Annotated in this window: 7 protein-coding genes; 2 read left to right on the top strand and 5 right to left on the bottom strand. The window is 74.0% G+C overall.

Annotated features, from left to right (window positions below):
* Positions 1–10: 10 nt before the first annotated feature.
* The 5 genes from AB0O21_RS11385 to proB are packed head-to-tail and all read right to left on the bottom strand — an operon-like array spanning position 11 to position 9,076.
* The gene (locus AB0O21_RS11385) at positions 11–400 is read right to left on the bottom strand and encodes a cytochrome c oxidase subunit 4 (RefSeq protein WP_365169240.1); all 390 of its coding nucleotides are present in this window, start codon (positions 398–400) and stop codon (positions 11–13) included.
* Positions 390–2,066: a cytochrome c oxidase subunit I gene (gene ctaD / locus AB0O21_RS11380; RefSeq protein ID WP_365169237.1), complete on the bottom strand. Its 1,677-nt coding sequence runs from the start codon at positions 2,064–2,066 to the stop codon at positions 390–392. Before ctaD ends, AB0O21_RS11385 begins: the two co-directional genes overlap by 11 nt.
* 44 nt (positions 2,067–2,110) lie before the next feature.
* Positions 2,111–6,493, bottom strand: coding sequence for an amino acid adenylation domain-containing protein (locus tag AB0O21_RS11375; RefSeq protein ID WP_365169235.1), 4,383 nt, complete (start codon positions 6,491–6,493; stop codon positions 2,111–2,113).
* Positions 6,490–8,067 carry an AMP-binding protein gene (locus AB0O21_RS11370; protein WP_365169233.1) on the bottom strand — a complete coding sequence of 526 codons (1,578 nt, stop codon included), beginning with the start codon at positions 8,065–8,067 and terminating at the stop codon, positions 6,490–6,492. The genes AB0O21_RS11375 and AB0O21_RS11370 overlap by 4 nt, the downstream gene beginning before the upstream one ends.
* Positions 8,057–9,076, bottom strand: a complete 1,020-nt coding sequence (gene proB, locus AB0O21_RS11365; protein ID WP_365169465.1) for a glutamate 5-kinase — start codon at positions 9,074–9,076, stop codon at positions 8,057–8,059. The genes AB0O21_RS11370 and proB overlap by 11 nt, the downstream gene beginning before the upstream one ends.
* Positions 9,077–9,359: 283 nt before the next feature.
* Here proB and AB0O21_RS11360 point away from each other — a divergent pair, with 283 nt between their 5' ends.
* Together AB0O21_RS11360 and AB0O21_RS11355 are read left to right on the top strand one after the other, a co-directional pair.
* Positions 9,360–10,580 (top strand): Glu/Leu/Phe/Val dehydrogenase dimerization domain-containing protein, encoded by a 1,221-nt coding sequence (locus AB0O21_RS11360; protein WP_365169231.1) that lies wholly within the window; start codon positions 9,360–9,362, stop codon positions 10,578–10,580.
* Positions 10,577–12,061, top strand: a complete 1,485-nt coding sequence (locus tag AB0O21_RS11355; RefSeq protein WP_365169229.1) for an adenylosuccinate lyase family protein — start codon at positions 10,577–10,579, stop codon at positions 12,059–12,061. Before AB0O21_RS11360 ends, AB0O21_RS11355 begins: the two co-directional genes overlap by 4 nt.
* Positions 12,062–12,274 lie beyond the last annotated feature (213 nt).

Raw genomic sequence — 12,274 nt, 5'->3', positions numbered from 1 at the left:
ACCGGGCGGGCTATTCCGGGTGCCCGAGGTTCTGGAAGGCGAAGCCCAGGATGCCGGGCAGCAGGACGCCGAAGCCGATGAGGCACAGCCACAGCCCCTGGACCACGCCCAGCCCGATCAGCGCGCTCCCCGCGGCCGCCAGTACGGGAAAGTAGCTGCGGGCGGGGAAGTACAGCCGCTGCCCGCCCGCATCGCGCACCTCGGCCTCGTCGCGGTCCTCCGGCCGCTCGCCGCCCCGCCCGTACTGGCGCCAGAGGAAGGCGGCGACGAGGCTCGACATGACGAAGGACACGCAGAGCGCCGCGGTCCCCGCCGGCTCCCGGGACAGCCAGCCGTAGAGGAGGGTGGTCGCGCCGAAGAACAGTGCCGTGCCGGTGAAGAGCCAGGCCTCACCTTTCACCGGCCACCTCCGGGTGGTGAAGGTCGAAAGCGGGGGATTCCGAGCGGATCCGGGGCAGGGAACGGAAGTTGTGCCTCGGCGGCGGGCAGCTCGTCGCCCACTCCAGGGACCGGCCCCAGCCCCAGGGGTCGTCCACGGTGACCCGCGCACCGTAGCGGTGGGTCTTCCAGACGTTGTAGAGGAAGGGCAGCGTGGAGAGGCCCAGCAGGAACGAGCCGAGCGTGGAGACGGTGTTGAGGAGCGTGAAGCCGTCGCCCGCGAGGTAGTTCGCGTACCGGCGCGGCATGCCGGCCTCGCCCAGCCAGTGCTGGACCAGGAAGGTGGTCTGGAATCCGGCGAACACCGTCCAGAAGTGGATCCTGCCGAGCCGTTCGTCCAGCATCCGCCCGGTGATCTTGGGCCACCAGAAGTAGAACCCGCCGAAGGTGGCGAAGACGATGGTGCCGAACAGGACGTAATGCAGGTGGGCGACGACGAAGTAGCTGTCCGTCAGGTGGAAGTCGAGCGGCGGCGAGGCCACCAGGACGCCCGTCAGGCCGCCCAGAAGGAAGGTGACGAGGAAGCCGATGCACCACAGCATCGGCGTCTCGAAGGAGAGCGACCCCTTCCACATCGTCCCGATCCAGTTGAAGAACTTCACGCCCGTCGGCACGGCGATCAGGAACGACAGCAGGGAGAAGAACGGCAGCAGCACCGCACCCGTCGCGAACATGTGGTGCGCCCACACGGTCGCGGACAGGCCGGTGATCGCGATCGTGGCACCGATCAGGGACACGTAGCCGAACATGGGCTTCCGGCTGAAGACCGGCAGGATCTCGCTCACCACGCCGAAGAACGGCAGGGCCACGATGTAGACCTCCGGATGCCCGAAGAACCAGAACAGGTGCTGCCACAGCAGCGCGCCCCCGTTCGCCGGGTCGAAGACGTGCGAACCGAACTTCCTGTCCGCCTCCAGCACCAGCAGCGCGGCGGTGAGCACCGGAAAGGCCAGCAGCGCCAGGATCGAGGTGAAGAGGACGTTCCACGTGAAGATCGGCATGCGGAACAGGGTCATGCCCGGCGCGCGCATGCAGACGATGGTGGTGATGAAGTTGACCGAGCCGAGGATCGTGCTGAGCCCGGACACGGCCAGGCCCATGGCCCACAGGTCGGCGCCGGTCCCGGGGGAGTAGCGCAGGCCGTTCAGCGGCGCGTACGCGAACCACCCGAAGTCCGCCGCCCCGTGGGCGGTCAGGAACCCGGAGACGACCAGCAGACCCCCGAACAGGTACACCCAGTACGTGAAGGCGTTCAGCCGGGGGAAGGCGACATCGGGCGCCCCGATCTGCAGCGGCATGATCGCATTGGCGAAACCGGTGAAGGTCGGCGTCGCGAACAGCAGCATCATGATCGTGGCGTGGATGGTGAACGCCTCGTTGTACTGCTGGTTCGAGACGAGCTGCAGTCCGGGGCGGGCGAGTTCCGCCCGCATGACCATGGCCAGCGCGCCGGCGAAGAGGAAGAAGCAGAAGGCCGTCACCAGGTAGAGGTTGCCGATCACCTTGTGGTCGGTGGTCGACAGCCACCGCAGGACGGTGGCGCCCTGGCCGGCACGGCGCTCGGTCCGCCGCTGCCCGGTCCGGTCGTCGGGTGGTGCCGCTCGCGGTGAAGGGTCCACCGACGTCATCCGTCCTCCAGAGAGCCTCGCCGCCGCGCCTGCACCCCCTTCCCCTACAGGCTGCCGCCCCCCTCGGACCGGCGGCGCGCCGCGAGCCCCGCCGGGTACCCCCGGGTGCCATGTGCGGGGGCGGGGAAGTAGCCCGACGCGGTGAAGTGGGCCACGGTCGCCGCGAACCCGTCGGCGGTGAGCGCCGCCGGGAGGTGGCCGGGCAGCAGGGCCCGGGTCGGGGTGACGTCGTAGCGCAATGCGGTCTCGGCGCCGCCCTCGCGGACAGTGGCCAGCAGGGCCAGGCCGGTGGGCAGCCCGCGGGCCTCGACGTGGGCGGCCCAGGCGGCGCTGGTGGTGCCGGTGATGCGGTGGCCCAGTCCGCGCAGCCAGCCGACGGCGGTCCCCAGGTCCAGCCGCTCGTCGGCGGCGATGTGGAAGGTGCGGCCGACGCTGTCCGGGCGGCGGGTGAGGGCGACCACGGCGGACCGGACGTGGTCGACGGGAACCAGGTCGAAGGACACCGCCCCGCCCGGGTCCTCGGTGGGGGCGAGCCCGGCCTCGACGCAGGCCCTGAGGAGCAGCCAGAAGTAGTCGGAGGGCTGGCAGATGCCGGTGGCCGTGTCCGCCGCGATCCGGGTCGGGCGGTGGACGGTCACCGGCAGCCCCCGCTCGGCGGCCTGCGCGACCAGCTTCTCGGCCGCCCACTTGCTCTGCGCGTAACCGTGCCGGAGCCGGCCGGGGCCGGGCAGCGGGTCGCCGGGGTGCACCACCGGGCCGCAGCCCGGCCCGGGGGCCAGGACGCCGACCGTGGACACGTGGTGCAGGGCCACGGTCCGGTGCCGGGCGGCGAGACGGAGCAGCTCGGCCGTGCCGTCCACGTTCGCGGCCTTCAACTGCGCGTAGGAATGGGCGAGGTTGACTGCGGCCCCGCAGTGGTAGACGGCGTCGGCGGTACGGGCCAGCTCGTCGAAGACGCCCGGGGCCAGGCCCAGGCCCGGCGCGGCCAGATCGGCCGGGACGGCGTGGACCCGGTCGGCGAAGGCGGGCAGCCACAGGTGGCGGGCCCGCAGGGCGGCCACGACCCGGGCGCGGGCCGCTTCCGGGTCGGCGGCGCGGACCAGGCAGTGCACCCGGGCCGGGGTCCGGGTCAGCAGCTCGTACAGCAGGTGGGCGCCGAGGAAGCCGGTGGCTCCGGTGAGGAGGAGGTGCCGCGGCTCGGCGATCCAGGCCTCGACGGTGGCGGCGGGCCGGACGTCCGGGGGCAGCACCGCGTCGGCGGACAGGCCGGGGGCCTCCTCCTCGGGCGCCTGGGCCCCGTCGAGGCGGGCCGCGAGCGCGCCGGGGGTGGGCGAGCCGAAGACGGCGTGGGCGGGCAGGGCCGTGCCGGTCGCGGCGCGCAGGGCGAGGACGAGCCGTACGGCCAGCAGGGAGTCCCCGCCGGTGTCGAAGAAGTTCTCGTCCGGGCCCGCGGGCGGCTGCCCGAGCACCTCCTGCCAGGCCCGCGCGACGATGGGCTCGGCGGCGGAGGCGGGGCCCGCGGCGGCCGCTCCGGTGGGGGCCGGGGCGGGGGCGGGGGCAGGGGCGCGGTCCAGGGCCGGCCGGTCGAGCTTGCCGGTCGCCGTCCGGGGAAAGGCGCCGTGGGCCAGGACCCGGGAGGGCACGCAGTAGCCGGGCAGGACGGCGGCGAGCGCGGTGCGGACCGCGCCCGGGGTGGGGGCGGCCGGGCCGGGACCCGGTACGAAGTGGGCGTGCAGCCGGGGCCCGGCGGGCCCGGGGACGACGGTGACCGCGCCCTGGGCCACGCCGGGCAGTGCGCGCAGCGCGGACTCCACCTCGCCCGGCTCCACCCGGTGACCGCGGATCTTGATCTGGTCGTCGTCCCGGCCGAGGAACTCGATGAGCCCGTCGGGGCCGAACCGCGCCAGGTCCCCCGTCCGGTAGCGCAGCCCGCCCGGGACGCGGGGATCCGGCCGGAAACGGAGCCCGGTCTGCTCCGGGCGCCCCAGGTAGCCCTCGGCCACCGGGGTGCCGCCGACCCAGATCTCTCCCGGGGCGCCCTGCGGCACGGGCCGGCCGGCCCGGTCGAGGATCTCGACGCGGGCGTTCTGCACGGGCCGGCCGACGGGCGGCCGGGCGGGCCAGCCGGCGGGGTCGCCGGCCAGCCGGTGGGCGGTGACCACATGCGTCTCCGAGGGGCCGTACTGGTTGTCCAGCGACGCCCCCGTGCCGGCGAAGAAGGCCCGCACGGCGGGGGTGACGTGGAGCTGCTCGCCGGAGGTGACGACCTCCGGGACGGGGCAGCCGAGGCCGGCCGCCGCGGCGTGGTCGGCGAGCTGCTGGAGGGCGACGAACGGGAGGAAGAGCCGGTCGACGCGCTGCTCCTCGGCAAGGGCGAGCAGCAGGGCCGGGTCCTTGCGCGCCTCGTCACCCGCGAGGACCAGGGTGCCGCCGCCGGCCCAAGTCGCGAACAGCTCCTGGAAGAACACGTCGAAGCCGATGGGGGCGAACTGGAGGGTGCGGGGGGCCGGCGAGGACCGCCGGCGCTGCCAGTCCGCGAGGTTGGCCAGGCTCCGGTGCGGCATGGCGACCCCCTTGGGAACGCCGGTGGAGCCGGAGGTGTAGACGGCGTAGGCGAGATCGTCCGGGCCGGCGGCGGGCAGTGCGGTCGCCCCCGGTTCGGGCCCGCCGTTCGGGGCGTCCAGGAGCAGCACCCGCAGACCCTCGGCCGCCGGGCGCGCCCCCGTGGTGTCGGAACGCGTCAGCAGGATCCCGGCGCCGCTGTCCCCGAGCACCAGGCCGGTCCGCTCGGCGGGCAGCGCGGGATCCAGCGGCACGCAGCACGCGCCGCTCTTGAGCACCGCGAGCACGGCCGTCGGAACGTCGGGCCCCCGGTCCAGCCGGACCGCGACGCGGCGGCCCGGGCCCGCGCCGAGGGCGGTGAGCCTGCGGGCGAGCAGGTCGGAGGCGGCCTCCAGGGCCGCGTATCCGATCTCGACGGAGCCGTCGACGACGGCCGGCCGGTCCGGGGTGATCCGCGCCTGGAGGCTGAACGCCTCGTGCGCCAGCGATAGTCCGGCCGTGACGGACGGTCCCTCGGGGAACTCCTCGGCCACTCTGGCGTATTCGGCGTCCGAGAGCATCGCGAGCTCTCCGAGGGCCGCATCCGGCCGGGCCAGTGCGCTGTCCAGGAGGGTGGTGAACCACTGGGCGATGCGCCGGGCGTGCGCGGCGTCGTACAGCGCCTCGGTGAAGGTCAGCAGGCCCAGGTAGCCGCCGTCCTCGGGCACCAGGTGGAAGAAGAGGTCGAACTTGGCGGTGCCGTGGTCGACACGGACCTGCTCGGAGGTGATCCCCGGCAGGTCGAGGCCGGGAGCGGCGGCGTCGTCGACGGTGAGGACCACCTGGAAGAACGGGAACCGGGCGGGGCTGCGCTCGGTGTCGAGGGCCTTGACGAGGTGCCCGAACGGGATGTCGCGATGGGCGACGGCCTCCCACACGGCGGCCTTGGTGGAGCGCAGGAGCTCGCTGAACGAACGACAGGGATCGGCCGTCTGACGCAGCGGCAGGACATCGGTGAGGCAGGCGAGGAGCGGTTCCAGGCCGGGCTCGTCGCGGCGGGAGACCGGGGTGCCGATGACGACGTCGTCCTGGTCGCTGGAGCGCGCCACCAGCGCGGTGAGGCAGGCGGCGAGGACGCTGAAGGTGCTGGTGCGGTGCAGGCGGGCCAGCTCGCGGATCCGGCGGCCGGTGTCGGACCCGATCCGGAAGCGGACCTGCCCGCCCCGGTGGTCGGGGACGTCCGGGCGGCGGCGCGCGGAGGGCACGGTGGACTGCGCGGGCGCGCCGGCCAGCACCCGCCGCCAGTGGCCGAGCAGTTCCCCGTGGTGCGCGGCGGGACGGGAGCGCTGCTCCCGGGCGTAGTCGGCGAAGGTCTTCTCCAGCGGCGGCAATTCGGGCTGCTCGCCGGCCAGCGCGGCCCGGTAGCGGGCGCTGAACTCCAGGTCCAGCAGGCGGAAGCACCAGCCGTCGACCAGGGCGTGGTGGAGGGCCACGGCGAGGACGGCGTCCTGCGGGCCCACGTGCAGCAGCGTGGCCCGCAGCAGCGGGGGCCGGGTCAGGTCGAGGGGGCCGCGGACCGCCTCCCGCAGCGCCCGGTCCAGCTCGCCCGGCAGCACGGTCCGCTTGTCCACGCTCACCGGCCGGGGCGCCTCCTCGTACTGCACGGCCCGCCCGTCCTCCAGGGCGAGCCGGGAGCGGAGGGTGGCGTGCCGCTCGACGATCCCGGTGAGCGCGGTCTCGACGGCCCGGTGGTCGAGGGGGCCGCGGAGGCGGTGGTTCCAGGACTCGACGTAGCGCGAGGCCCCGTCGTGGAGCTGGTCGTTGAGCCAGATCGACTCCTGCTCGTACGTCATGGGGTACGGGGCGGACGAGGAGGCGGTGGTCATGACGTGCTCCGTGCGGCGGTGAGGGTGGACAGCAGGGCGGCGGGGTCGACCTTGCCGTTGGCGGTGACGGGCAGATAGGGGACCCGGTAGACGGCGGCGGGCACGCTGTAGCGGGGGAGCCGGTCGGCGAGGGCGCGGCGGATGGCGGCGGCGGTCAGGTCGTTCGACCAGGACGTGTAGAACAGCGCCAGGTGGTCCGGGGCGGCACCGGGTCCGCCGGCGTCCGGGGCCGTCCCCCGTGCGGGGACCGGCAGTACGTGGCAGTGCCGGATGCCGGGCACGGTGCGGGCCACCGACTCGATGCCGGCGGGCTCCAGCCGGTGGCCGGCGATCTTGACCTGGCGGTCGGCGCGGCCGAGGAAGCGCAGCACGCCGTGCCGGTCGAACTCGCCCCGGTCGCCGGTGCGGTAGGCGCGCCGCGGCCGGCCGTTGAGGGTGAGCGTCGTGAAGGAGGCCCGGGTGGCGGCCGTGTCGGAGAGGTAGCCGCGGGCCAGGCCCTCGCCCGTCACCCAGATCTCGCCGCCCACCAGGTGTACGTCCGTGCCGGGCACCGGCGTGCCGATCGGGATGCCGGACGGCAGGTCGCAGTCCTCGGGCCGGATGGTGTGCGTGGTGGCGAAGACGCAGCTCTCGACCGGGCCGTAGCCGTTGACCAGGGTGATGCCGGGGTGCCGCGCCAGGAAGGACCGGACGTGCGGCGGGGAGAGGGTCTCGCCGCCGGTCAGCACGGTCCGCAGACCGCTGAACGCCGCGATGTCCTCGTCCACGAACAGGTTGAAGACCGCCGAGGTGAGCCAGACGGTGTCCACCCCGGCCTCCGCCCGCAGCCCGCGCAGGTCGTCGGGGAGCAGCTGGCCGGTCGCGGCGAGGGCGCAGGTGCCCCCGGTGGTGAGGGGGCCCCACACCTCCAGGGAGAAGGCGTCCCAGGACGCGGGAGCCGCTTGCAGCATGGTGCGGCCGGGGCCGAGTCCGGCGACGGGCCGGTCCGCGAAGAGCCGGGTGGTCGCGGCGTGCGGGGAGAGCACGGCCTTGGGCGGGCCGCTGGTGCCGGAGGTGAAGAAGACCGCGGCCGTGGAGGTGGCGTCGACCTCGTGGTGGACGGCCCTGCCTCGCCGGCCGGCGGCCTCCTCCAGGCTCTCGGCGGGCGGGGTCCAGACACATGTGCCCCGGCCCGCGGCCGGCTCCTCGTCCGACGACCGCGCGGCGGCCGCGACGAGCACGGGGGAGCCGAGCCGGCTGACGGTCTCCCGGCGCCGGAAGGCCGGCTGGGCGGGGTCGAGGACGGCGTACCCGGCCCCGCACTTGAGGACCGCGAGCAGGACCGCGATCAGCCGGGCACCGCGCGGCAGGCCGACGGGCACCAGGTCGCCGGGGCGGACACCGAGGTCGTGGAGGGCGGCCGCGTAGGTGTCGGCCGCGTGGTCGAGGGTCCGGTACGAGATCCGGGCGGAGCCCTCGACGAGGGCGGTGGCGCGGGGGCGGGTCCGGGCCTGCCGGGTGACGGCCATGTGGATGAGCCGGCTCCCGCCGGTCCGGGCGTGCGGGCTTTCGTGCGGCGTGGCCTCAGGCGGCATGGCTTATCTCCGTGCCGGGGGCGAGGAATTCCCTCAGGGAAGGGCTTTCGAATACGTCCTGCGGGTAAAAGGGAATTCCCGTCAGGGTGCGCAGGCGGGCGCAGATGCGCATGGCCTGGAGAGATGTTCCGCCGATGTCGTGGAATTGCGTGTCGGGGGTGATGTCCGGCCGTCCGGTGACCTCCCGGACGATGTCCACGAGGCCCTCGAGGGGCCCGTCGGCCACGCCCCATCCCGAATCGGAGCGTGCGTGGAAGAGGGTGCCGCACGGCCGGCCGGCCAGCGCCTCGGCCGCCTGGGAAGCGGACGTCAGCAGGACGGTGATGCCGGCCTCCGTGGCGGACCGGGCGGCGGCGAGCTTGCTGGCCATGCCTCCCGTGCCGAGCCCGGAACCGGGGGAGGAGAGGTCGAGGCCGTCGAGTTCGGCGCCCGAGCGCACCTCGGCGATGCGCCGGCTGCCGGGCAGCCGCGGATCGGCGTCGTAGACCCCGTCCACGTCCGACAGCAGCACCAGCCGGTCGGCCCGGACCAGCCCGGCGACCAGCCCGGCGAGCCGGTCGTTGTCGCCGAAGCGGATCTCCTCCGTGGCGACGGTGTCGTTCTCGTTGACGACCGGCAGCACCCCCATCGCCAGCAGCGCGTCCAGGGTGCGGCGGGCATTGCCGAACTGCCCGTCGCGCGTGACGTCGTCGTTCGTGAGCAGCACCTGCCCGACCCGGATGCCGTAGCGGGCGAAGGACGCGGTGTAACGGGCGATCAGCAGGCCCTGTCCGACGCTGGCCGCGGCCTGCTGGTGCGCGAGGTCCGCCGGCCGGGCGGTCAGGCCCAGCGGGGCCAGGCCCGCGGCGATGGCCCCGGAGGACACCAGCACCAGCCGCTCGCCCCGGCCCCGGGCCGCGGCGAGCGCGTCGACCAGCGCGTCCAGCCGTTCGGCGTCCAGGCCGCCGGCCGCGCTCGTGAGGGACGACGAGCCCACCTTGACCACGATGCGCGTCCGCGCTCTCTCCACGTCCGCGGTCTCCTGCTCCGGCGTCCGTACGACTGTCTGCACGACTGGCACGACTGGTCCCCCTCAAGAGGCGTTTCTTTCAGTGGAGTTGGCCTGAACCGGCCTGGCTGGTTCTTTCTACCAGCGCTCCGGAGCCAGGTCCGGGCGGCGGCTGACAGGAAACTGCCGGGACCGGTGCAGCTTCCTGATCCGGCCGGATCTGTCGCCGCCGAATTGCCGGTGCGAGATTTCTTCCGTCGGATCGACCGGCCGCCACATCCGGTGCGGAGGAAAGAGGTAAGTCGTGTCCACCAGCATTCAGTACACCGACCCCGTCGAAGGCTTCAGCGGCTGGCTCGTCTACGACGGCCACACCGCCGACATCGCCGCCGGCGGATTCCGCGTACAGCCCGGCGTCACCGAGGAACTCGTCGCTTCCCTGGCCTCCCGGATGACCCTCAAGCAGCGCGTCCTCGGCCTCGGGGTCGACGGCGCGAAGGCCGGAATCGACTACGACCCGGCCTCCCCGGGCAAGCCCGCCGCGGTCCGCCGGTTCCTGGACTTCCTGCGCGAGGAGCTGTCGGGGCGCTTCAGCATGGGCTGCGACATGGGCACCCGCTGGCACGAGCTGGAGGAGCTGGCCGCCCTGGAGGGCATCCCCTCCATCAAGTACGTGGTGAAGAAGGCCCAGGGCATCGGCGACCAGGACTTCTTCGACCGGCTGCGCGCCCTCGACGCCCCGGTCGGCGCGCTCACCCTCGGGCAGCGCCGGGCCGGCCACGCCCTGGCCCATGCCGCCCTCGCCACCGCCCGCAGCCAGGGCCGCGAGCTCTCGGCCCTGACCTGCTCCCTGCAGGGCTTCGGCAACATGGGCCGGGCCGCCGCGTACTCGCTGCTGGAGCACGGCGTCCGCATCACCGCGGTCGCCGACGCCCACGCCTGTGTCGTCGACCCCCGCGGCCTCGACATCGCCCGGATGCTGGACAGCGACCAGACCAGCGCCGTCGACTCCCTCGCCCCCGGCGCGCTGCGGCTGCCCCGCGAGAGCCTGCTGGACCTGCCGGCGGACATCCTGATCCTGGCGGCCGGCGAGAACGCCATCAGCGAGGAGCAGGCCCGGATGCTGCCGTGCCCGGTGGTCGTCGTCGGCTCCAACCACGGGCTGAGCGCCCCCGTCGAGCAGGAGCTCGCCGACCACGGGGTGCTGGTGGTACCGGACTTCATCGGCGGGATCGGCGGCTCCGCCTCGATCGACGCGCTGTTCGGCCCGGCCGCCACCCCCTCGCCCCAGCAGGTCCTGGACAGCGTCGCCGCGATGATGGACGACCTGCTCGACGACCTCCTCAGCCGGGCGCGCAACCTGCGCACCACGCCCCGTCAGGCCGCCCTCGACTTCGCCTCGGTGGCCATCGACAAGCGCGGCGACCGCCCGTACGGCACCGGGCCCTACTCCCAGAGCGCACTGCGCCACGCCGCCCGCACCCGCCGCACCGTCATCGGCGCCACCTTCGGAGAGAACCGTTGAGCACCCCGACCCTGCCCGCGGTCCCGTCCCAGGCCACCCACCCCGCCCCGCACACGACAGGAACCATGCACACCACAGCCGACGGCCGGACCTGTGCCCACGAGCGGGGCCACATCACCGACTCCCGCTTCTACGGCCACATCTACGCCACCGAGACCAGCCGGGAGATCTTCTGCGACGTCTGCCGCTTCCAGAGCTGGCTGGACGTCGAGGCCGAACTCGCCCTCGCCCAGGCCGAACTCGGCATGATCCCGCAGTGGGCCGCCGACCGCATCGCCGACAGCGCCCGGGTGGACCTGCTCGACCTGGACGGCGTCCGGGCCGAGATCCGCCGCACCGCGCACTCGCTGGTCGGGGTGCTGCGCGCCTTCCAGACGGTGTGCGGCCCCGAGGCGGGCGAGTTCATCCACTTCGGGACCACCACCCAGGACATCCAGGACACCGGTCAGGTACTGGCCATGAAGCGGGTGCTGGACAACCTCCAGCAGCTGGTCACCGGGCTGGTGGAACGGCTGGTGGAGATCTCCGAGGAGCACGCCGCCACGGTGGTGCTCGGCCGTACCCACGCCCAGCCGGCCCTGCCGATCGGCTTCGGCCTGAAGGCCTCCGGCTGGATCGACGAACTGCTCCGCCACGCCGAGCGCATCGAGGCCATGAGGCCGCGCGTGCTGACACTCCAGCTGTTCGGCGGCGCCGGCTCCATGGCGGGCTTCGACGGCCGCGGCCCGGAGCTGCTGGAACGGCTCGCCGAGCGGCTCGGCCTGAGCGTGCCGGACACCGCCTGGCACGCGTCGCGCGACCGGATGGTCGAGTACGTCTCCACCCTCGCGATGGTGTCCGGCACGCTGGGCCGGATCGCCGACGAGATCCGCACCCTCGGCCGGCCGGAGATCGGCGAGGTGCAGGAGGCCTGGTACCTCGGCAAGGTGGGCAGCTCCACGATGCCGCACAAGCGCAACCCAGAGGGCTGCGAGCAGATCGTGGTCATGGCCCGGCTGGCCGCGGCCCAGGTCGGCACCGCGCTCACCGCGATGGGCGGCGACCACGAACGCGACGGCCGGACCCTGCGCATGGAGTGGGTCTGCGTTCCGGACGTCTCCCACTACACCCTGACGGCCTGCGAGATCACCACCCGGGTGCTCAAGGGACTGTCCGTCCGGTCCGACCGGGCACTGGCCAACGTGCTGTCCGTACGCGACCAGGTCGCCACCGAGAGCCTGATGCTCGCCTTCGCCGGGCACGTCGGCAAGCAGAGCGCCCACGAGCGGATCTACCAGCTGATCCAGCAGGGCATCAGCGAGCAGCGCTCGCTGCGCGAACTGATCGAGGCCGACGAGGAGCTGGGCCGGGTGCTGTCCGCGGCGGAGCTGGACGTGCTCTTCGATCCGGCGCAGTACCTGGGCGAGTCCGTCCGCCTGACCCACCGGGTGACCGACCGGGCCCGCGCCTGGCTCCGCGAACGGGCGGACGCGGTCGCCTAGCCCCCGCCCACAGCCCCCGGACCACGCCGCCCCCGGGCACGGGGCCATGGGCCTCCGCCCCAGGGCACACCACCGCCCACCGCCCACCGGCAACGGGCCTCCGGGCCAGGGGACACCCTGCGACCAGGCCCCCGGGCACGGTTCGTCAGGCACTGCCCGGCCACGGGCCTCCGGCACCGGGCCTCCGACACCGGGCCTTCGGCCATTGGCCAC

It is taken from the genome of Streptomyces sp. NPDC091371 (assembly GCF_040684275.1).
Lineage (GTDB): Bacteria > Actinomycetota > Actinomycetes > Streptomycetales > Streptomycetaceae > Streptomyces.
The sequence above is the reverse complement of the archived record's forward strand: the minus strand, read 5'-3'. Positions and strand labels throughout refer to the sequence as shown.